Annotated in this window: 17 protein-coding genes; 6 read left to right on the top strand and 11 right to left on the bottom strand. The window is 71.8% G+C overall.

Annotated features, from left to right (window positions below):
- Nucleotides 1–16: 16 nt before the first annotated feature.
- From ACR9ZK_RS00760 to ACR9ZK_RS00750, 3 genes are read right to left on the bottom strand one after another with little or no spacing between them, the layout of a single operon-like run.
- Nucleotides 17–1177 (bottom strand): ABC transporter substrate-binding protein, encoded by a 1161-nt coding sequence (locus ACR9ZK_RS00760; protein WP_481338990.1) that lies wholly within the window; start codon nucleotides 1175–1177, stop codon nucleotides 17–19.
- 40 nt (nucleotides 1178–1217) lie between these two features.
- A complete protein-coding gene (locus tag ACR9ZK_RS00755; protein WP_481338988.1) occupies nucleotides 1218–2414 on the bottom strand; it encodes an ROK family transcriptional regulator in 1197 nt (398 codons plus the stop codon).
- A gap of 49 nt (nucleotides 2415–2463) precedes the next feature.
- Entirely contained in the window at nucleotides 2464–4110 is a 1647-nt protein-coding gene (locus tag ACR9ZK_RS00750) for an FAD-binding dehydrogenase (protein WP_481338986.1), read from the bottom strand.
- A gap of 100 nt (nucleotides 4111–4210) precedes the next feature.
- On the opposite strand from ACR9ZK_RS00750, the gene ACR9ZK_RS00745 reads away from it, so the two are divergent.
- The 3 genes from ACR9ZK_RS00745 (at nucleotide 4211) to ACR9ZK_RS00735 (ending at nucleotide 6344) form a co-directional block, all read left to right on the top strand.
- Nucleotides 4211–5044 (top strand): alpha/beta fold hydrolase, encoded by an 834-nt coding sequence (locus tag ACR9ZK_RS00745; protein WP_481338984.1) that lies wholly within the window; start codon nucleotides 4211–4213, stop codon nucleotides 5042–5044.
- Between the two features lie 80 nt (nucleotides 5045–5124).
- Nucleotides 5125–5733 (top strand): ATP-dependent Clp protease proteolytic subunit, encoded by a 609-nt coding sequence (locus ACR9ZK_RS00740; protein WP_481338982.1) that lies wholly within the window; start codon nucleotides 5125–5127, stop codon nucleotides 5731–5733.
- Nucleotides 5730–6344: a ClpP family protease gene (locus ACR9ZK_RS00735; protein ID WP_481338980.1), complete on the top strand. Its 615-nt coding sequence runs from the start codon at nucleotides 5730–5732 to the stop codon at nucleotides 6342–6344. The genes ACR9ZK_RS00740 and ACR9ZK_RS00735 overlap by 4 nt, the downstream gene beginning before the upstream one ends.
- 34 nt (nucleotides 6345–6378) lie before the next feature.
- On the opposite strand, the gene ACR9ZK_RS00730 is transcribed toward ACR9ZK_RS00735, so the two are convergent.
- Entirely contained in the window at nucleotides 6379–6852 is a 474-nt protein-coding gene (locus ACR9ZK_RS00730) for a helix-turn-helix domain-containing protein (RefSeq protein ID WP_481338978.1), read from the bottom strand.
- A 224-nt stretch (nucleotides 6853–7076) separates the two neighbouring features.
- Here ACR9ZK_RS00730 and ACR9ZK_RS00725 point away from each other — a divergent pair, with 224 nt between their 5' ends.
- Both ACR9ZK_RS00725 and ACR9ZK_RS00720 read left to right on the top strand, forming a co-directional pair.
- Entirely contained in the window at nucleotides 7077–8123 is a 1047-nt protein-coding gene (locus ACR9ZK_RS00725; protein ID WP_481338976.1) for an ATP-binding cassette domain-containing protein, read from the top strand.
- A complete protein-coding gene (locus ACR9ZK_RS00720; RefSeq protein WP_481338974.1) occupies nucleotides 8120–8977 on the top strand; it encodes an ABC transporter permease in 858 nt (285 codons plus the stop codon). Before ACR9ZK_RS00725 ends, ACR9ZK_RS00720 begins: the two co-directional genes overlap by 4 nt.
- Nucleotides 8978–9077: 100 nt before the next feature.
- On the opposite strand, the gene ACR9ZK_RS00715 is transcribed toward ACR9ZK_RS00720, so the two are convergent.
- From ACR9ZK_RS00715 to ACR9ZK_RS00695, 5 genes are all read right to left on the bottom strand, one after another.
- Complete coding sequence (locus ACR9ZK_RS00715) at nucleotides 9078–10022, bottom strand: carbohydrate ABC transporter permease (RefSeq protein WP_481338972.1); 945 nt, start codon at nucleotides 10020–10022, stop codon at nucleotides 9078–9080.
- On the bottom strand, nucleotides 10019–10924 hold the full coding sequence (locus ACR9ZK_RS00710) for a carbohydrate ABC transporter permease (RefSeq protein WP_481338970.1): 906 nt from the start codon (nucleotides 10922–10924) through the stop codon (nucleotides 10019–10021). The genes ACR9ZK_RS00715 and ACR9ZK_RS00710 overlap by 4 nt, the downstream gene beginning before the upstream one ends.
- A gap of 119 nt (nucleotides 10925–11043) precedes the next feature.
- The gene (locus tag ACR9ZK_RS00705) at nucleotides 11044–12369 is read right to left on the bottom strand and encodes an ABC transporter substrate-binding protein (protein WP_481338968.1); all 1326 of its coding nucleotides are present in this window, start codon (nucleotides 12367–12369) and stop codon (nucleotides 11044–11046) included.
- Between the two features lie 101 nt (nucleotides 12370–12470).
- Nucleotides 12471–13529: a class I mannose-6-phosphate isomerase gene (locus ACR9ZK_RS00700; RefSeq protein WP_481338966.1), complete on the bottom strand. Its 1059-nt coding sequence runs from the start codon at nucleotides 13527–13529 to the stop codon at nucleotides 12471–12473.
- A complete protein-coding gene (locus tag ACR9ZK_RS00695) occupies nucleotides 13526–14524 on the bottom strand; it encodes a LacI family DNA-binding transcriptional regulator (protein ID WP_481338964.1) in 999 nt (332 codons plus the stop codon). Before ACR9ZK_RS00695 ends, ACR9ZK_RS00700 begins: the two co-directional genes overlap by 4 nt.
- A gap of 275 nt (nucleotides 14525–14799) precedes the next feature.
- On the opposite strand from ACR9ZK_RS00695, the gene ACR9ZK_RS00690 reads away from it, so the two are divergent.
- Nucleotides 14800–19854: a GH92 family glycosyl hydrolase gene (locus ACR9ZK_RS00690; RefSeq protein ID WP_481338962.1), complete on the top strand. Its 5055-nt coding sequence runs from the start codon at nucleotides 14800–14802 to the stop codon at nucleotides 19852–19854.
- Between the two features lie 83 nt (nucleotides 19855–19937).
- On the opposite strand, the gene ACR9ZK_RS00685 is transcribed toward ACR9ZK_RS00690, so the two are convergent.
- A complete protein-coding gene (locus ACR9ZK_RS00685; protein WP_481338960.1) occupies nucleotides 19938–20714 on the bottom strand; it encodes an alpha/beta fold hydrolase in 777 nt (258 codons plus the stop codon).
- An 88-nt stretch (nucleotides 20715–20802) separates the two neighbouring features.
- The gene (locus tag ACR9ZK_RS00680; protein WP_481338958.1) at nucleotides 20803–21708 is read right to left on the bottom strand and encodes a trypsin-like serine peptidase; all 906 of its coding nucleotides are present in this window, start codon (nucleotides 21706–21708) and stop codon (nucleotides 20803–20805) included.
- Nucleotides 21709–21802: the final 94 nt, after the last annotated feature.

The raw sequence follows: 21802 nt of genomic DNA, 5'->3' as shown, positions 1-21802 counted from the left end.
TCCGTCGTCGGCAGCGTCAGATGTGTATAAGAGACAGAGCCGAGCAGGCGGCGGCGAAGCTGCCCGAGCAGATGTCGGCAGTCTTGTAGATGCCGTCCTTGACGACGGTGTCCTTGATCTTGTCCTTGGTGACGGCGATCGGGTCGAGGATCGTGGCCGCGATGCCCTTGAAGTCGCCGGACTTCTCCGGCGTCTCCTTGGCGGCCAGGGCGAGGGCGGCCTTGGCGGCGGCCTCGGCCTCGGGCTTGATCGGCTTGTAGATCGTCATGGCCTGGTCGCCGGACAGGATGCGCTGGATGGCGGCGAGCTCGGAGTCCTGGCCGGTCACCGGCGGCAGCGGGTTGACGCCGCCACCCTTGAGGGCCGCGATGGCGCCGCCGGCGGTACCGTCGTTGGCCGCGTAGACCCCGACGAGGCTGCCCTTGACCGCGGCGATCTGCCCCTCCATCCACTGCTGGGCCTTGTCGGGGCTCCAGTCCGGGGTGTCGTACTCGGCGGCGACCTTGAAGCCGCTGCCGTCGATGACGCTGTGGGCGCCCTTCTTGAAGTCGGCGGCGTTGGGGTCGGTCGGCGATCCGTTGATCATGACGAGGTCACCGGTGGTCTTGCCGCCCTTCTTGACCAGGTCGACGAGGGTCTGGGCCTGCAGCTTGCCGACGGTCTCGTTGTCGAACGAGACGTAGTAGTCGGCGCCGTCGATGAACCGGTCGTAGGCGACGACGGGGACGCCGCTGCTCTTGGCGCTGGCGACGACGGACGCCGCGGCCTTGCCGTCGACGGGGTCGAGCACGAGGACCGAGGCGCCCTGCGTCAGCGCGGCCTCGGCCTGCTGCTGCTGCTTGCTCGCGTCCTGGTCGGCGTTGCTGTAGATGACCTGGCAGTCCGCGCACGACGCCTTGACGGCGGCCTCGAAGAGAGGCCGGTCGAAGGTCTCGTAACGGGTGGTCTTGGACTCGGGCAGCAGCAGGGCGATCTTCTTCCCGCCACCGCCACCGCTGCCGGCGGCCCCGCCGCTGCTGCCGGCGTTCGAGCCGCTGCCGGAGCCGCCGCACGCGGCGAGCGAGGTGATGCCGAGGCCGGCGGCGAGGACGAGGCCGGCCAGACGGGTCGAGCGAGCACGCATCTTGTGGAACTCCCTTGTTCTTGCGCCGGCAACCTCCGTGGTGCGGCCGGACACGAGTACAGCGTGGCGACCCGGTTGACGTCAAGCCTTGAATTCAAGGCGTGGACGTAATTGTGACCGGGAGTCCCTGGCGGGACGCCAGCAGCGTCTCCGCTGCGACGATGGCGCCGACGACGTCGGCATCGGTGTCGAGCTCCGAGCGGCGCACCTCGAGCGAGGCCGCCGCGCTCGGGATGGCACTGCGCTCGACCTCCCGACGCATCGGCTCGGCGATGAGGTTCCCGACCGCCGAGAGCTGGCCACCGAGCACGATGACCTGAGGGTTGAGCAGGTTGACGAGGCCCGCCACCGCCACCCCGAGGTGCCGACCGGCGTCGTCGAGGACGCGACGGCAGCCCGGGTCGCCGTCGATCGCCCGGGCCACGAGGTCGCGCAGGGTCAGCCGCCCGTGCGAGGCGGCCAGGGCCTCCGTGAGCGCCGCCGACCCGATGAACGTCTCGAGGCAGCCGCGGTTGCCGCACCGGCAGATCGGACCGTTCTCGTCGATCGTGAGGTGGCCGATCTCGCCCGCCGTGCCTGCGTGCCCGCGGAAAAGATCGCCGCCGAGCACGAGGCCGGCCCCCACGCCGTACGACAGCTTGATGAACACGCCGTCCGAAACCCCTTGCAGCGCACCGCATCTCAGCTCACCGAGGGCACCGAGGTTGGCCGTGTTGTCGACCGACACGGGCGCCCCGATGCGACCGCTCATCTCGTCCGCGACCTCGACGCCGCGCCACCCCGGCAGGATGCTCTCGGACCCGACCTGACCCGTGACGCTGTCGACGGGCGCCGGGATGCCGACGCCCACCGCCCTGACGTCCGGCATCGTCTTGCCGGCCTTCTCGACGAGGTCGGCAAGGAGGCGGGAGGCGCGCTCCATGCCCTCGTCGGCCTTGTGGTTCGACGGCAGCGGCATGCGCTGGCGACCGACGACGTCGCGGGGTCCGGTGGCCACGGCGACCCGCACGTCGCGGTCGCCGAAGGCGATGCCCGCCAGCAGAGTGTTGCCGGTCGCGAGCGAGACGAGGACGGCGCGGCGGCCGTTGCGGATGCTCGGGGCCAGCTCGACGGCCCCCGCGGCGTCCAGCTCCTTGACCATGTTCGAGACGGTGGCCGGCGACAGCCCCGTCGACCCGGCGATCTCGACCTGCGTCATCGCACCGTGGTCGCGCAGCGCCTCGAGGACGCGCAGGCGGTTGGCTTCTCGCAGTGAGGCCTGCGAGCCGGGAGATGCCTGCACTGGGTTCACGGGCTAAAGATAAGGGCTGGGGTCGCTTTGGGCCAGCGGCGTCCGCGGCTCAGAGGGCCGCGGCGACGGAGCGTCCGACGGTGCGCCCGCTGAAGAGGCAGCCCCCGAGGAACGTGCCCTCGAGCGAGTTGTACCCGTGCATCCCGCCCCCACCGAAGCCGGCCACCTCGCCGGCGGCGTAGACGCCGGGAAGCGGCTCCCCGCCGGCGCGCATGACCCGTCCGGCCAGGTCGGTCTCGAGCCCGCCGAGGGTCTTGCGCGTCAGGATGTTGAGCCGCACGGCGATGAGCGGGCCCGCCTTCGGGTCGAGGATCCGGTGCGGCGTCGCAACGCGGATCAGCCGGTCGCCGCGGTAGCGGCGCGCGCCCCGGATCGCCGTGACCTGGGCGTCCTTGCCGAAGTCGTTGGTGACCTCGTTGTCGCGGGCGACGACGGTGGCTCGCAACCGGTCCTCGTCGACGAGGTCCTCGCCGGTCAGGGCGTTCATGCCACGGACGAGCTCACCGAGGGTGTCGGCCACGACGAAGTCCTCGCCGTGCCGCTTGAACGCCTCGACCGGCCCCGGCGCCCCGGCGCGGACGCGTCCGAGCACCTGACGGACGTCCTTGCCCGTGAGGTCGGGGTTCTGCTCGGAGCCGGACAGGGCGAACTCCTTCTCGATGATCTTCTGGGTCAGGACGAACCACGAGTAGTCGTGCCCCGAGCGCATGATGTGGCCGAGCGTGCCGAGCGTGTCGAAGCCGGGGAAGTACGGCGCCGGGAACCGTCGACCGGTCGCGTCCAGCCAGAGGGAGGAGGGCCCGGGCAGGACCCGGATGCCGTGGTCGTCCCAGATCGGGTCCCAGTTGCGCAGGCCCTCGGTGTAGTGCCACATCCGGTCCGGGTTGATGACGCGGCCGCCGGCCGCCTCGGTGATGCCGAGCATCCGGCCGTCGACGTGCGCCGGGACGCCGGCCACCATGTGCCGCGGCGGGGCACCCAGGCGCTCGGGCCAGGCCTTGCGGACGAGGTCGTGGTCGCCGCCGATGCCCCCGCTCGTCACGACGACCGCCTGGGCGGTGATCTCGAACTCGCCGACGACGTCGCGGTTCGTCGGCCGCCCGCGCGGCGCGTCGTCCGGGGCGAGGACGGCCCCGCGGACGCCGGACACGACCCCACCGGACTCGACGAGCTCGTCGACGCGGTGCCGGAAGGCCAGCGTGACGCGCCCGGCCGCGACCCCGGCCCGCACCCCGCGCTCGAACGGCTCGACGACGCCGGGGCCGGTGCCCCACGTGACGTGGAAGCGGGGGACCGAGTTGCCGTGGCCCTCGGCCCGGCCGTCACCACGCTCGGCCCAGCCGACGACGGGGAAGAGGCGGAGGCCGAGGTCGTGCAGCCACGACCGCTTCTCGCCGGCGGCGAAGTGCAGGTACGCCTCGGCCCACTTGCGCGGCCAGAAGTCCTCGTCGCGGTCGAACTGGGCCGACCCCATCCAGTCCTGCGTCGCGAGCTCGAGGCCGTCCTTGATGCCCAGGCGGCGTTGCTCCGGCGAGTCGACGAGGAACAGGCCCCCGAAGCTCCAGAAGGCCTGGCCCCCGAGGGACTGCTCGCCCTCCTGGTCCACCAGGACCACCCGCTTGCCCGCCCTCGCGAGCTCCGCGGTGGTGACGAGGCCGGCCAGGCCGGCTCCCACGACGACGACGTCGGCTTCCATGGACCGAAACCTACCGTCGCGTCGGTCGCGGCCCCACGTCTCCGGTGCACGAGTGGGTACGAACCACGTCGGAGGCACCCGTCCGGACCGAAGGAGCACCATGACCGACGTCACCGGGACCGGGCCGGCCGGCGACGCGCGGCTGCACGTGCAGGACTCCGACGGCGACGGCCGACCCCTCGTCCTGCTCCACGGCTGGCCGCTCGACGCGGACTCGTGGTCCGAGCAGGTGCCGGCCCTGACGGGAGCCGGGTTTCGCGTCGTCGCGTACGACCGCAGGGGCTTCGGCCGCAGCGACAAGCCGCGCGATGGCTACGACTACGACACCTTCGCCGACGACCTCCACGGCGTCCTGGAGGCCCTCGACCTGCGGGACGTGACGCTCGTCGGGTTCTCGATGGGCGGCGGCGAGGTGGCTCGCTACCTCTCGCGCCACGGGACCGAGCGCGTGCAGAGCGTCGTCCTCGCCGCCGCCGTCACGCCCTACCTCCTGCGGGGACCGGACAACCCCGACGGGCCGCTGACCCGCGACCTGGCGGCCGAGCTCGAGGAGGGGTACCAGCGCGACCGCGACGCGTTCTTCCGGACGTTCATGACCGGCTTCTTCTCCGTCGACGGCGAGCTCACCGTGGGCGAGGACGTGCTCCGGACCGCGCTCGACCAGTGCCGGCTCTCGGACGAGCACGGCGCCCTCGAGGCGATGCGGGCCTGGGCCACGACCGACTTCCGCCCGGACCTCGCCGCCGTCACCGTGCCGACGCTCGTCCTGCACGGCGAGCGTGACGCGACCGTCCCGTTCGGCGGGTCCGGCCGGCGGACGGCGGCCGCGATCCCGCACTCGACCCTCATCGCGGTGCCGGACGCGCCGCACGGCTTCAACACCAGCCACGCGCAGGAGTTCAACGAGGCGCTGCTCGCGTTTCTCGTGCGATGACCGCGCCGCTCTGCCGCAGGCGAATCCGCCTGCGGCAGAGTCGTGCCGCAGTCCGCGGCGACGGGGCCCACGCTGGTGGCATGACCGACACACTCGCACCAGCAGCGCTGGACGACCAGCTGTCGATGCAGCTGCTCCACCAGCGGATCATCGTCCTCGGGGCGGAGGTCGACGACCCCATCGCCAACCGGATCACGGCCCAGCTCCTGCTCCTGTCCGCCCGCGACCCACGCGCCGACATCAGCCTCTACATCAACAGTCCCGGGGGTTCGGTCACGGCCGGCCTGGCGATCTACGACACGATGCGCGTGATCCCCAACGACGTGTCCACCCTCGCCCTCGGGTTCGCCGCGTCGATGGGGCAGTTCCTGCTGGGGGCCGGGACTCCCGGCAAGCGGTTCGCGCTGCCCAACGCGCGGGTCATGATGCACCAGCCGTCGGCCGGCATCCAGGGCACCGCGGCCGACGTCGAGGTGCAGGCCAACAACCTCAAGGCCGTCAAGCGCCGCGTCAACGAGCTGCAGGCCGAGCACACCGGCCAGAGCGTCGAGCAGATCACCCACGACAGCGAGCGCGACCGGTGGTTCAGCGCCGAGGAGGCCGCCGCGTACGGCATCGTCGACCACGTCGTCGCCTCGCTGTCCGACGTCCGGCCCCAGGGCGTGGAGCGGAAGGTGGGCCTGCGATGAGCAGCTACACGATCCCCTACGTCGTCGAGCGCACCCCGGCCGGCGAGCGCAGCTTCGACATCTACAGCCGGCTGCTCCAGGAGCGGATCATCTTCGTGGGCACCGAGATCGACGACGGCGTCGCCAACGTCGTCATGGCCCAGCTGCTCCACCTCGCGGACGTCGCCCCCGAGCGCGAGACCGCGCTCTACATCAACAGCCCCGGGGGCTCGTTCACCTCGCTCATGGCCATCTACGACACGATGCAGTTCGTGCCGACGCCGGTCGCGACGTACTGCCTCGGCCAGGCCGCCTCGGCGGCGGCCGTCCTCCTCGCCGCGGGCGAGCCGGGTCGCCGGTTCGCCCTCAAGCACTCGAGGGTCCTGCTGCACCAGCCCTCCGCCGGGGGGCAGGGGACGGTCAGCGACCTCGCGCTGCAGGCCGACGAGCTGCTCCGCGTCCGCTCGCAGGTGGAGGACGTGCTGAGCCGGCACACCGGCCGGTCCGTCGAGCAGCTGCGCGTCGACACCGACCGCGACAAGGTGCTCACCGCGACCGAGGCCGTCGAGTTCGGCCTCGTCGACGGCGTCGTCGAACGGGCCGAGGAGGCCCGCCTGGCACCGGCGGGCTGACCCGACCGGCGAGCGGGCCGGCCGCGCCGGGGGCTCAGGACGCGAGGACGAACGAGGCCCGGGCGCCGGTGGCCGGGGGACGCGCCGGCGCCAGCGGCGCGGCGTCGGCGCGCTGGTGCTCGATGCGGTTGGTGAGGTCGAGGACCGGCGCCACGGTCGTCTCGGCGGTGAGGTCGAGCAGCTGCCGGTGCGCCGCCCCGATGAGGTGGGTGATGCTCGAGCCGAGGGCGCGGCACACGGCGTCGAGGACCTCCGAGGAGGGTTCCTTGAGGCCGCGCTCGACCTCGGAGAGGTAGGCGACCGAGATGCCGGCCTCACCCGCCACCTCGGCCAGGGTCCGACCCTGCCGGAGGCGCAGGCCGCGGATGAGGCCGCCGTAGACGTCGCGCAGCAGGGGCGTGCGGCGACGTGGGCGGGGCCGGCCGGGGCCGGTGGTGGCCGCGTCGCTGGGACGGGCGCCGGCGACGGGCCGTGCGGGTCGTCCGGGTCGTCCGGGTCGTGTGGTCATCGCGGTCTCCTGTCGTCGGTGCCGTGGCGGCGACGCCTGCTGCCAGCGTCGCATCCGTAGCCGCCCGGGACCGAGCGCTCGACGTACGCCTACGGCGAAACGGCGGTCGGCAGGGGTGGGCAGCGGTCGGCAGGAAACATGTTGACGCCGTCCACTCCCGCCCTAGGCTGTCGGTGTCGGGGCCTACCGTCGGTCCCCTCACCAACCACTCGGGAGCCCCTCACATGACCCTCGCCGACACCGACCGTCCACCTCGCCCCTCCCACCACAGCGGGGCTCCGGCCATCGAGGCCGAGCACCTCGTCAAGCGCTTCGACGACATGACCGCCGTCGACGACGTCTCCTTCACCGTTCCGCAGGGCACCGTCCTGGGTCTGCTCGGCCCCAACGGGGCCGGCAAGACCACCACGGTCCGCATGATGACGACCCTGACCGCCCCGACGAGCGGCACCGCCCGGGTCGCCGGCCACGACGTGCGCACCGAGCCCGAGGCCGTCCGCCGCAGCATGGGCCTGACCGGCCAGGCCGCCACCGTCGACGAGATGCTGACCGGCCGCGAGAACCTGCGGCTCATCGGTTCGCTCTACGGCCTCGGCCGCCCGGACGTGCGGCGCCTGTCCGACGAGCTGCTCGAGCGGTTCTCGCTCTCCGACGCCGGCGACAAGGTCGTCAAGGAGTACAGCGGCGGCATGCGACGCCGCCTCGACCTCGCCGTCAGCCTCATCGCCGCGCCGCCGGTGCTCTTCCTGGACGAGCCCACGACCGGCCTCGACCCGCGCAGCCGCGTCGAGCTGTGGGAGGTCCTGCGCGGCCTCGTCGCCGACGGCACGACGCTGCTGCTCACCACCCAGTACCTCGAGGAGGCCGACCAGCTCGCCGACCGCATCGTGGTCATCGACCACGGCCGCGTCATCGCCGAGGGCACGCCGCTCGAGCTCAAGGACCAGTCCGGCCAGGCGGCCATCGTCCTGACCGTGTCGCACGCCGACCAGCTCGAGGAGGCACGCGCCCTGCTCGCCTCGCACGTCAGCGAGGTGCACGTCGACGCCGCCGCGCGGCAGCTCACGGCACCGGCCGAGGGCCTGGCCGACATGACGCGGGTCGCGGCCCTGTTCGACCGCAGCCAGATCGTCCTCGACGACCTCGGTCTCAAGCGCCCGAGCCTCGACGACGTCTTCCTGCGCCTCACCGGCCATCGCGCCGAGCAGGACGCCGACGCCGATGCCGACGCCGACGGCGGCCCGACCGCCGAGAAGGGGGAACCGCTGTGACCCAGTCGTCCACCACCACGACGACGACCCTGCCCTCCCGGGCGGCCGTGCCGCGGCTGCATCCGCCCGGCCTCGCGCACCAGGTCCGGATGATGGTCTGGCGCAACCTCAAGCACACGAGGCGCCAGCCCGAGATGCTCACCGACGTCACGATCCAGCCGATCATGTTCGTCGTGCTGTTCGCGTTCGTCTTCGGCGGCTCGATCCGCACCGACAGCGGGTCCTACCGCGAGTGGCTGCTGCCCGGGATCATGGCGCAGACGATGGCCTTCTCCTCGTTCATCGTCGCCAACGGCCTCAACATGGACCTCGAGAAGGGCATCATCGACCGGTTCCGGTCGCTGCCGATCTCACGCGCCTCGGTGCTCGTCGGGCGCAGCGTCTACGGCATCATCCACTCGAGCATCGGCATCTTCGTCATGTCGATGACGGGGCTCGTCATCGGCTGGCGCATCCGCGACGGGGTGGGGCACGCCGTGCTCGCCTTCGCGCTGCTGCTGCTCTTCGGGTTCTCGATGATCTGGATCGGCATCCTCGTCGGCTCGGCGATGCGCTCGGTCGAGGCCGTCAACGGTCTCATGTTCACGACGATGTTCCCGATCACGTTCCTGGCCAACACCTTCGCCCCGACCGAGGCGATGGTGCCGTGGCTTCGCTCGGTGGCCGAGTGGAACCCGATCAGCTCGCTCGTGCAGGCGATGCGCGAGCTGTGGGGCAACGTCCCGCCGGCGCCGCCGAGCGCGTCGTGGCCCCTGCAGCACGCCGTCGTCGTTTCGGTCGGGTGGTCACTGCTCATCACGGCCGTCGTCGCGCCCCTCGCGATCCGCGCCTACGCCCGCCGCACCAAGGACTGACGCGCACGCGGCACGCCGGGCACGCCCGTTACGGACGTCGAACGGCGCGGTCCCCTCGGGGGCCGCGCCGTTCTCGCCGGGTCGGGGGACGGTGGTGCTCCTACTTGACCGAGCCGCTCATGAGGCCGCCGATGAAGTACCGGCCGAGCAGGATGTAGACGAGCAGGGTGGGCAGCGACGCGAGGAGCACGCCGGCCATGATCTGCGGGTAGCTCGGGTTCTGGCCACCGGCGAGCTCGTTGAGCGCGTAGGTCACCGGGCCGTTGTTGCGGTTGGTGAGGAACAGCGCGAAGAGGAAGTCGTTCCACGCCGAGGTGAACTGCCAGATCATCGTCACGACGAAGCCGGGCACCGAGATCGGCAGGACGACCGAGAAGAACGTGCGGAACAGGCCCGCGCCGTCGACCTTGGCCGCCTCGAGGATCTCGCTCGGCAGGGCCGTCGCGTAGTAGTTGCGGAAGATGAGCGTGCAGATCGGGATGCCGAAGATGACGTGGACGGCGATGAGCTTGGCGATGCCGTCGAACCAGGAGAAGCCCGGCGTGGCCTGCACGTCGAGGAGCATGCCCTGCAGCGGGATCATGACCGCCTGGTAGGGGATGAACATCCCGAACAGGAACAGCGTGAAGACGACGGTCGCACCCGGGAAGCGCCACTTGGAGAAGACGAACCCGTTGACCGAGCCGAGGGCCGAGGACAGCACGGCGACCGACACGGCGAGGATGACGGAGCGGAACAGCGGCGGCGACAGGGCCGCCCACGCCGAGGACCAGCCCTCGACCGACAGGGTCGTCGGCAGCGACCACGCCTGGCTGGCCGTGACGTCCGCGCTGCGCTTGAAGCTCGTGACGAGCAGCACGTACAGCGGCAGCAGGATCGCGATGAGGAACAGCAGCAGCAGGCCGTAGCGGACGGTCCGCCCCCACGCCGTGCCCTCGGTCCCGGGCGCCCGGCCCGTCGAGCGTCGTGACGGGATGGGTTCACCGACGGTGCCACCGCGTGCGCCGGGAGGGGCCGGCGCGATCTCGTTCGTCGTGGCGGTCATCCCCGCGTCTCCTTCTCCGTCTTGTTCGTGTAGATGAGGTAGGGCACGACGACGACGGCGACGAGCAGCAGCAGGATCGTGGCGTTGACCGCGGCGGCGGTCGGGTTGTTCTGCTGGAACATCTGGGTCCACATCATCGTGGCCGGCACCGAGGCCTTGTACGAGTTCTGGCCCGCGATGGCGTAGATGAGGTCGAACATCTTCATCGACATGTGGCCGATGATGATGAGCGCCGACAGCGCGATCGGCGACAGCTGCGGGAACAGCACGTGGCGGTAGAGCTTCCACTCGCTGGCGCCGTCGATGCGGGCGGCCTCGCGCTGGTCCTCGCTGATGCCGCGGAAGCCGGCGAGGAACAGGGCCATGACGTACCCGGACAGCTGCCAGATGGCCGGGATCGCCATCGCCGCCATCGAGAACGCGCTGGAGGACTGCCACCACGCGCTCTGGAACCGTTCGAGCCCGAGCATCGCGAGCAGCTGGTTGAGGCCCACGGCCTGGTCGCCCTTGCCGGGCGAGAGCAGCCAGCGCCACACGACGCCGGCCGCGATGAACGAGATCGCCATCGGCAGCAGGTACACCGACCGGAAGATGCCCTCGGCGCGCACACCCTTCTCGAGGAGCACGGCCCACAGGAGGCCGAAGAGCATGGTGCCGGCGACGAAGACGACGGTCAGGACGAGCAGGTTGAACAGGGCGTGCTTGTAGTCGTCACTGCCGAGCAGCTTCGAGTAGTTCTCGAGGCCACCCGGGTTGGTGACGCGCTTGCTGGCTCGGGTCACCGTCCGGTCCAGCGACGTCGCGACGTTGCGACCGATGAGCCAGTAGACGAAGACCCCGACGAGGATGATCGACGGCAGCACGAGGAGGAACCCCGGCAGCCAGTCCTTGGTCTTGCGCATGGAAGGTCCTTGCTGGGAAGGGTGGGGCGCTGGAGGTGGCCGGCCGGCCGGCGCGGGCACCCGCCCCGAGGGGAGGGCGACCCGCGCCGGCCGCACCGGCGACGAGCACGGGTGCGGCGTCAGCCGAGGTTCTTCTTCGCGGCGGCCGCCAGGTCGCTCACGAGGGTCGCGTCGTCCCGGCTCCCGTAGAACTTGCTGATCGCGGTGCTGATGTCCGCGTTCCACGCGAGCGACACGGCGGCGCCGTGCGCGATCGACGAGACGATGGTGTTGGACTTGAAGGCGTCCATCGCGGCCTGCTGGTACGGCGGGAAGCCGTCCTTGGGCACGTCGGTGCGCGCCGGGATCGAGCCCTTGGCCAGGTTGAAGGCCTTCTGGCCCTCGGCCGAGCCGATGAGCATGAGCCAGTCCTTCGTGCCGCCGGGGTTCTTCGCGCCCTTGGGGAGCGTGAAGGAGTCGGCGAGGAAGTCGAAGACGCCGTCGGTTCCCGGGGTCGGGAACCACGTCCAGTCCTGGTCCTGCTTCTTGCCCTTGTCCGCGAACTCCGCCACGGCCCAGTCGCCCATGACGTTGTAGGCGGCCTTGCCGTCGATGACCATGTCGGTGGCGACCGGCCAGTCGTCACCGTCGGAGGCCGTGTTCGTGTACGTCAGCAGCTTCTTGTAGTCGGCCGCTGCCGCCTTGACCTCCGCCGAGTCCCACTTGGTGTCGCCGGTGAACAGGCCGTTGTACTTGTCCGCGCCGAGGTCGGCGATGAGGACGTTCTCGAACAGCTGGACCTGGGTCCACGTGCCCGAGACCGACAGCGGCGTCGAGACGCCCGAGGCCTTGACCTTGTCCATGTCGGCGATCCAGGACTTGATGTCCTTCGGCGGCTGGTTGACGCCGGCCTTCTTCAGCACCGCGACGTTGGCCCACACGACGTTGGCCCGGTGGATGTTCGAGGGCACGGAGTAGATCTTGCCGTCGACAGTGAGCCGGTCGAGCAGGTTCTTCGGGAAGACCGACTCGCCACCGAGCGCCGTGATGACGTCGTTGACCGGCTCGATCTGGTCGGCGTCGATGTAGTCGGCCAGCTCGGCGCCGGCGTGGCCCTGGAACGAGTCCGGCGGCTGGTTGTTCTGCAGGTCGGACGCGAGCTTGGCCTTCGCGTTCGAGCCCGCGCCACCGGCGACGGCCAGGTTGACGAACTTGTCGTTGGGGTACTTCTCCTTGAAGAGCGCCTCGAGCGCGTCGAGGCCCTTCTTCTCCGAGCCGGCCGCCCACCACGTGAACACGCCGACGTCACCTCCGGCACCGCCGGCCTTGGTCGCGAGCGACGTGCTCGCGCCGCCACCGCCGGACCCGGCGCCGCCGGTGTCGTTCGTCGCGCCCGACCCGCAGGCGGCGAGGGCGACGGCCATGACCCCCGCCATCGCGACGGCTGCAACAGCCCTGTTGCGCATTGATCCTCCTTGTTGGTTCCGACGCCCCGACCGGTTGGTGGTCCGGACGCTCGGTACGTTGCCGGTGCCCCCTCCGGGTCCGGCCCGTTGTGGTGCCGCGGTCAGGCGGCGGGAGTGCCGTCCGGCGGCATGCACCGGATGACGGTGACGTCACCCTCGACGCGGACGCGGCCCGTGCCGTGGGGGACGAGGAGGACATCTCCCCTGCTGATGTCCATCGATGCGCCGCCGCCGTCGTCGGCGCCGGTCACGAGGGTCCCGTGGCCGTCGACGACGACGGTGACGGCGAACGCCGCCTCGACGGTGACCGGCTCGGAGCCGGTCGGCCGGACGACCTGCGCCCGGAAGAAGGTGTCGGCCTGCTCGGGGAGCGCGCCGCCGGCGCCGGCCACGTCGGACCACCGTCGTCGCAGGCCGGCGAGGGCCTCGGGGCCCAGGGGCCCCCGGTCGACGCTCTGCAGCGCGAGCCCGCGCTCGAGGCCGAGGAAGGCGTGCTCCTCCTCGAGGCCGAAGCGTTCGTGCTCGAGCATGACCGACAGGTCGGTGGGTTCCTGCAGCTCGAGGACGAGGACCCCCTCGCCGATGACGTGCGGCTGCCCCGCGGGCACGAGGATCGCGTCGCCGCGGCGCACCTCGAGCGGGTTGAGGGCGGCCAGCAGCTGCTCGTCCTGGGCCTCGACGAGCTCGGCGAGCCGCTCGGGGGAGACCTCGTCGCGGAACCCGAGCCACACGCGGGCCCCGGGCTCGGCGTCGAGGACGATCCAGGCCTCGGTCTTGCCGTTGTCGCAGTGCAGGTGGGCCTTGGCGAAGGCGCGGTCCGGGTGCGAGTGGACCGGCAGGCGCTCCCCGCTGTCGAGCAGCTTGGTCAGCAGGCCGGGCACGACGCCGTACGCCGCGACGTGCCCCGCGCCGAGCCACTCCTGCGGATCGGCCTCGAGCAGGCTCGGCAGGTCGGCGCCGTCGTCGAGCCGCGTGACGCCGCCGCCACCCTCGGCGAACAGGCGCGTCGTCGAGGCCAGCCAGTCCTCCGGGCGGTGGCCGTCGAAGCCGTCGGGCACGGGGAGACGACGGAAGGCGAGGATGCGCTCGCCGCCGCGGTAGAACCGGTGCGGCGTGTTGACGGGCAGGTGCCTCGGCCGGAGGTGCTGGGTGGTGGTCATCGGTGGGTTCCTCGGTTGCCGTCGCGGCGGACGCCGGACGCGCGGACGATCAGACGCGTCGGCATGACGACGGTCTGCGGTGGGGACTCGTCGCCGAGCAGCCGGGCGAACAGCTGCTGGGCCGCCTTCTGGCCCATGGCGGCCGGGTCCTGGTGGACCACCGTCACGGGCGGGTCGATGAGCTCGGCGAGCTCGAAGTCGTCGTAGCCGACGAGCGAGAGGTCGGCGTGCAGGTCCCGGACCGCGAAGAGTGCCGCGAGGGTGATGCGGTTGTTGCCGGTGATGAGCGCGGTGATCGGCTCCGGGCCCGCACTCCACCGCGTCAGGACATCGCGGACGGACGCCACCGAGTGGGGGCCCATGACGACGCGCGCGGGACCGGGCAGGCCGAGCGCCTCCTGCGTGGCGACGAAGGACTCGCGACGCTGGCGGGCGGTCCAGAAGCCCGGGTCGTCGCCGAGGAAGGCGATGTGCCGGTGCCCGTGGGCGACGAGGTGCTCGATGGCGCTGCGGACGCCGCCCTGGTTGTCGCTGAGGACGGTGTCGCGCGGGGTGCCGCGGACGGGGCGGTCCATGTAGACGATGGGGGTGCCGCTCGCGTCGATCTCGGGGTCGGCCGAGGCCGCCTCGCTCGCCGGCACGACGACGATGCCGTCGACGCGTCGGGCGATGAGGGCCTCCAGGGCGGCGCGCTCGCGGCTCGGCGAGCCCTCGGCCGAGGCGGTGATGAGCTGGTGCTGGCGGATCCGCGCCTCACGCTCCACGGCGGCCCCGACCAGCGAGTAGAACGGGTTGGCGAGGTCCTCGACGACGAGCCCGATGGTGAAGGTGCGCCCCTGGCGGATGAGACGCGCGCCGTCGTGGCGTCGGAAGCCGAGCCGTTCGATGACGGCGCGGACGCGCTCGGCGGTGTCCGGCCGTACCCCGGGCTCGTGGTTGACGACGCGTGACACCGTCTTGACCGAGACGTGCGCCTCGGCCGCCACGTCCGCCATGGTGGGGCGAGTGACTGTCCGGTGGTCAGACAACGCTGTCATGCCGCCATCTGAGCAGATGCAGCGGAGCCCGGGCAACGGGATGGGGCCGAAAGAGGGGGCGGTCGGGCGGTTCCTGTCCGATTGGCTGTCCCGGCCGGACAAGAACGGTCTGCACCGTTGACGACACTCGTCCCCCGGGGCAAGTCTCGCGGGGTCTTGCACCGCTCAGCTCAAGGACGAGCACGGAGGAACCGATGGGTTTGACACCTGGGATCCAGAGAGGCGCCGTCGCCATGGCGCTCCTGGTCAGCTCGACGATGGGGGCCGTCGCCGGACCGCCCCGCGCAGCGGCGGCCCCCGCCGACACCACAGGCAGCTTCACGACCTCCTTCGAGGCCGGCGACCCCCAGCCGGCGTTCTCGACGGTCGAGGTGGGTCCCGACGGGCCCCGGCAGAAGAACGTCACCGGCACGGTCAGCGTCGACGGCAGCCTGCTCGGGCAGGTCACGGCCGTCACGGCCAGTGCCGAGAACTCGCCGGGTGAGGTGGCGGCGAACCTCGCCGACGCCAACCCCGACACGAAGTGGCTCGCCTTCGCCCCGAGCGGCTGGGTCCGCTACCAGCTCGCGTCGCCGGCCACGGTGGTCCGCTACTCGCTGACGTCGGCCAACGACGCTCCCGAGCGCGACCCGAAGGACTTCACGCTCCAGGGCTCGGCCGACGGCACGACGTGGACCGACCTCGACCGGCGCACCGGCATCGACTTCTCGGGCCGGTTCGCGACGCAGACCTTCTCGGTGGCGACCCCGCGCAGCTACGCGTACTACCGGCTCGACGTGACCGCCGTGCACTCGGGCGGCATCGTGCAGCTGGCCGACTGGGACATCTCCGACGGTTCGACCGGCACGGGTCCGGCGACGCCGATGGTGACGAAGGTCGGCTCGGGGCCGATCTCCGGCTTCAACATCAAGCCCCTCGTCGGCTGGACCGGCGTCAGGGCGCTGCGCTACTCCGGTGGCCACACCGCCGACGGTCGCGGCTACGCCTGGAACCGCCTCTTCGACGTCGACCTTCCCGTCAACCCCGCAACTCGCCTGTCCTACAAGGTCTTCCCCGACATGGTCGCGGGCGACCTCAGCTACCCGTCGACGTACAGCGCGCTCGACCTGCGCTTCACCGACGGGACGTACCTGTCCGACCTGGAGGCCACCGACGCCAACGGTGTCGCGGCGAGCCCGAACGGCCAGGGCAGGGGCAAGATCCTCTACGCCAACCAGTGGAACTCGGTGTCGGTCGACGTCGGCAGGGTCGCCGCCGGCAAGACCATCGACCGCATCCTCGTCGGCTACGACAACGACACGGCGAAGAAGGACACCCGCTTCGGCGGCTGGATCGACGACCTCGACGTCGCGGCCCACCCGGCCGCGGTCGACGCGTCCGACCTGACGAACTTCGTCGACACGCGTCGGGGCACCAACGCGTCGGGCAGCTTCTCGCGCGGCAACAACCTGCCGATCAGCGCGCTGCCCAACGGGTTCACGTTCTTCATCCCCGTGACCAACGCGAACTCGCAGTCGTGGGAGTACTACTACCAGTCGGCCAACAACGCCTCGAACCTGCCGGTGATGCAGGGCTTGGCGATCTCGCACGAGCCCAGCCCGTGGATGGGTGACCGCAACCAGCTCTCGGTCATGCCGTCGGCGACGACCGGTATCCCGACGGGCAGCGCGTCCGGTCGCTCCCTCACCTTCGACCACCGGACCGAGGTGGCCCGGCCGGACTACTACAAGGCCGTGCTCCAGGGCGGCCTCGTGGCGGAGATGACGCCGGCCGACCACGGCGGCGTCTACCGGTTCACCTTCCCGTCCGGCACGGCCAAGGGCAGCCTCGTCCTCGACACCGTCGACGACAACGGCACGTTCACCGTCGACGCCGCGGCCGGCACGGTGACCGGCTGGGTCGACAACGGCAGCGGCCTGTCCGCCGGCCGCAGCCGCATGTTCGTCTACGGCACCTTCGACCGGCCCGCGACCGCCGCAGGCACCGCCCCGAACGGGCACGCCGGCACGCGCTACGCCTCCTTCGACACGAGCACGGACAAGACCGTCGTTCTCAAGCTGGCCACGTCGTTCATCTCGCTCGACCAGGCGAGGCGCAACCACGCGCTCGAGCTGGCCGCCCGCGACTTCGACGCCGTCCACGCGGCCGCGAACACGGCGTGGAACGACCGGCTCGGCGTCGTGGGCGTCGAGACCAACGCCGACACGGACGCCGACACGCAACGCACGACGCTCTACTCGAACCTCTACCGGCTCAACCTCTACCCGAACAGCCAGTTCGAGAACACCGGCACTGCAACGGCACCCCGGTACCGGTACGCGAGCCCCGTTGCGGCCAAGTCCGGTTCGGCCACCGCGACGACGACCAACGCCGCCGTCAAGGACGGCAGGGTCTACGTCAACAACGGCTTCTGGGACACCTACCGGACCGTGTGGCCGGCCTACAGCCTCCTCTATCCGGAGGTGGCGGCCGAGATCGCCGACGGCTTCGTCCAGCAGTACCGCGACGGCGGCTGGGTCGCCCGGTGGAGCTCGCCGGGCTACGCGGACCTCATGACCGGCACCAGCTCGGACGTCGCCTTCGCCGACGCGTACGTCAAGGGCGTCAAGCTGCCCGACCCGCTCGGCACCTACGACGCCGCGCTGAAGAACGCGACCGTCCTGCCGACCTCGAGCGCCGTGGGCCGCAAGGGCCTCGACACCTCGATCTTCCTCGGCTACACGAGCACGAGCACCGGCGAGTCGGTCTCGTGGGGTCTCGAGGGCCTGGTCAACGACTTCGGCATCGGCAACATGGCGGCCAAGCTGGCCACGGACCCGGCCACCCCGGCCGACCGCCGCGCGCAGCTGAAGGAGGAGTCGCAGTACTTCCTCGAGCGGGCCACGCACTACGTCAACGCCTTCAACCCGAAGGTCGGGTTCTTCCAGGGCCGGGGGCCCGACGGCAGCTTCCCGGCGACCTTCGACCCCGAGGCCTGGGGCGGCGACTACACGGAGACGAACGGCTGGAACTTCGCCTTCCACGCACCGCAGGACGGCAACGGTCTGGCGAACCTCTACGGCGGTCGCGACGCCCTCGCGAAGAAGCTCGACACGTTCTTCGCGACGCCGGAGACCGCGACGAAGCCCGGCGGGTACGGCGGCACGATCCACGAGATGCTCGAGGCACGGGACGTCCGGATGGGCCAGCTCGGCCAGTCCAACCAGGTCTCGCACCACATCGCGTACATGTACGACTGGACCGGCCAGCAGTACAAGACGGCCGAGAAGGTCCGCGAGATCCTGCGCCGTCTCTACGTCGGCACCGAGACCGGCCAGGGCTACCCCGGCGACGAGGACAACGGCGAGATGTCGGCGTGGTACGTCCTGTCCTCGCTCGGCCTCTACCCCCTGCAGGTCGGCTCGTCCCAGTGGGCCGTCGGCTCGCCGAAGTTCTCGCAGGTCACGGTGCACCGCACGCAGGGCGACCTCGTCGTCAACGCCCCGGGCAACTCGGAGAAGAACCTCTACGTCCAGGGCCTGACCGTCGACGGCCAGAAGCAGAAGTCGGTCTCGGTCGACCAGTCGCAGCTGGCCGGTCCGACGCGGCTCGACTTCGCGATGGGATCCGCGCCGTCGGACTTCGGCGCCCGGGCCCAGGACGCCCCGACGTCGCTGACGACGGGCACCGAGGCCCCGAAGCCACTGCGCGACATGACCGGTCCGGGTCGTGGCACCGCGTCGGCAACCGGGCTCGCGGACGGTGCCGAGGCCGCGAAGCTCTTCGACGACACGTCGCGCACCTCTGCCGCGTTCGCCTCGGCCACGCCGACCGTCACGTTCGACCTGTCGGGCGTCGGGCAGCGGGCCACGTGGTACACGATCACCTCCGGCCCGGCCGCGGGCGACCCGTCCGCGTGGCGCGTCGAGGGATCCAAGGACGGCGGCACGACGTGGCGCACGCTCGACACGCGCACCGACCAGTCCTTCCCGTGGCGGGTGCAGACGCGTCCGTTCCGGCTGGCCGACACCGGCACCTACACCTCCTACCGTCTCGTCGTCACGGCGACGAAGGGGGCGGCGGCGCCGAACCTCTCGGAGGTCGAGCTCCTCACCGACGGCTCGAAGGCGGAGAACACCGGCATCAAGGTCACCGCCGGTCCGGCGTTCGAGACGTCCGAGGACACCGCGTGGACCGGCACCGTCGGCACCTTCTCCGGTGGCGTCGGCCAGGGCCAGGACCCGTCGGCCACCGCCACGGCGACCATCGCCTGGGGTGACGGCTCGAGCTCGGACGGCACCATCACGGCCGGCGACCTCGGGTCCTTCACGGTCCGCGGCAGCCACACGTGGGCCGAGCCGGGCTACTACCAGCCGAAGGTCACGGTGACGACGGCGAACGACAGCGGCTCCGCCCTCGGCGGCGCCACGGTCCACACGGCGTCGGTGCCCTCGTACGCGGCCGGGTTCGACTCGGTCTGCTTCGGCAACGTCGGCGACTCCGTCCCGTGCGACGGCGACCGGGCGGGCCTGTCCCGTGAGGCGCTCGCGGCGGCGGGCGGTGTGCCCGGCACGCTGCTCACCGTCCCGGGGACGGACCTGAGGTTCTCGATGCCGGGCATCCCGGTGGGCCAGAAGGACAACGCGACGGGCGCCGGGCAGACCCTCGAGGTCTCGCTCGCGCCGGGTGCGACGAAGCTGTCCCTCATCGGCACCGCGACGCAGAGGGACCAGGACACCACCGCGACGGTGCGCTTCACCGACGGCTCGACCACGAGCTACCCGGTGCAGTACGGCGACTGGTGCGGCTCGCCCCGGTTCGGCAACGTCGTCGCGATCCAGATGGCCTACCGCCTCAACGGCACGAGCACGGACAGCTGCCACGCCACGCTGTTCGCGACCGCCCCGCTCGACATCCCGTCGGGCAAGACGGTCCGGTCCGTCACGCTGCCGACGCAGACCGGTGACCCGGCCACGGCCGGCCGGATCCACGTGTTCGCCGTGGCGGACAACGGTTCGGCGATGCAGGTGAAGCCGGGTGCCGACGTGTCGGCCTCGGCGGGTGCGGCCACCGACGTCGCGCTCGGCTCGGTGGGCGGCGGTGTGCCGGACGGCCGGTACACGGCCCGCGTCCAGTGGGGCGACGGGACCGTCACGGAGGACGCCACGGTCTCGGCACCGGGTGCCGACGGCGTCGCCACGATCAGCGGGAAGCACACGTGGGCCACGGCCGGCACCTACCGGGTGCGGGTGCTCGTGTCCGACTCCCGCTCCGACGTCCTGGGGACGCTGACGGTCACGGTGCGCTGACGCGACCGGCCCAGCACGTCGGACCGACCGGCCCGTCGACGGCCACGGCCCGTCGGCGGGCCGGCCGCCCGTGCGGAGCGGGGTCAGTCCGCGGCGAGGAACGGTCGCACGGCGGCGAGGAAGCCGTCGGGGTCGGTGGGGTGGACGAGGTGGCCGCCGTCCACGCGCACCAGACGCCCGGCGGGCAGGGTCCGGGCCAGCTCGGCGACGTGCTCGGCCGGCATCGGGCTCGACGGCCCGCCCCACACGACGAGCGCGGGGCAGCGGACCGAGCGCGCCACGTCGGCCCACCCCGGGTCGGGGTCGTCGATCTGCGCCCGCACCTGCAGGACCATCTGCCAGTCGAACCCGGGGTCCGTGTCCGGCCGGGCCGGCGGGTTCGGGGTGCGCGGGTACGGCAGGGGGGCGTCCTCGAGGACGAGCCGACGGACGCGTCGGGGTTCGGTGGCCGCGACGAGGAGCGCGACGAGGCCGCCCATGGAGTGCCCGACGACGTCGTAGGCGTCGGCATCGGCGAGGGCCGGGACGGTGCCGGCGACGGCGACCGCGTCGGCGGCCATCTCCTCGAGGCGGTAGGAGCCCGGACGGCTGCTGCCGCCGTGGCCGCGGGCGTCCGGCGCGACGACGGTCCGGTCGGTCCGCAGGTCGGGGGCCACGCGGGCCCAGTCGAGCGAGGACTCACCGGTGGCGTGGAGCAGCAGCACGGGTGGGGCCGCCGCCGGGGCCGCCGTCGGGGCCGCCGCCGGGGCCGCCGCGGAGGTCCGTCGGGACCACGTGCGCACGAGGACGTCGGCGCCGCGGAGGGCGACGAGCGACTCACCGTCGGGAGGTGGGTCGGCAGGTCGGTCGGGGGGTGCCACGCCAGGAGTCTCGCAGCCGTCCGGGTGTGAGCGGGCGACCACGCCTGACGCGACCGGTGCGGCGCGTCAGGCGGGGCCGCCCCGCCCCTCAGTCGACCTGCGTGTAGAGGCTCTGCTCGACGGTGCCGAAGTAGGGCCCGTACATGACGTCCTTCTCGCCGCGGTAGCCGAACGAGTTGAGCGAGTTGAGCTGCCCACCGGTGATCCAGCCGCCGCCCGACGAACCGCCGGTCATGCTGCACGGCAGCCGGTTGTCGGTGGAGCCGCGGGTGTCCATCGTCGTCGGGCCGCTGCACCGCCACAGCGTCTGGCCGTCGTAGGGGCTGGCCTGCGGGTAGCCGTACGCGTCGAAGGTGCGGCCGTAGCCGAGGTTGAAGGCGATCGGGTACGAGCCGCCGACGGTCGCCGAGAGGGTCTTGCCGCCGAGCGGGTTCATGACGGCGAAGCCGATGTCGTGGTTGAAGTCACCGCTGGTGCGCCAGGCGTCGGTCGTCAGGAGCGATGCCGCGGTGAACGTCCCGTAGGGACGGACGCCGTTCTCGTACTGGGGCACGAAGGCGAAGTTGGTGACGTAGGCGCCCGGGCCCTCGTTGACGCAGTGGCCGGCGGTCGTGACGAGCGAGCCGCTCGAGCTCTGGGTCACCGTGCCGGAGCAGACGTAGTTGAGGCCCTTCTCGGTGAAGAAGACCTTGCCGAACAGCGGCGAGGCCGGCACCTGCACCGCCTGCGCGCCGCTCGTGCCGCCGCCGGGCTTGCCCTTCGCCGCGACGTACGTGTTCTCGCGGGGGATGGCGCTCTTCATGCGGGCGGTCGTCCAGTAGGCGAGGACCCGCTGCTGCTCGGCCGGCGTCGTCGCCGCCGGGTGCGGCGTCGGGGTGCCGCGCGTCGGGGCGTGCCCGGTGCCGGAGGCGGTGGCCCCCGGGGCGGCCGTGAGCGAGAGGACGAGGGCGCCGGCGCCGAGGGCACCGGCCACGAGTGAGCTGATCCTGCGCATGGAGCCTCCTGGGACGGGTCGGCCGCCGGACGATCCCCCGAGGACGGTCCTAGCCAGCACGGTACGGGCAGACGGGTCCCCCGCGGGTCAGGTT

The sequence above is a fragment of the Monashia sp. HAY1-5C genome (assembly GCF_056755255.1).
This window is presented reverse-complemented; position numbering and strand designations above follow the sequence as displayed.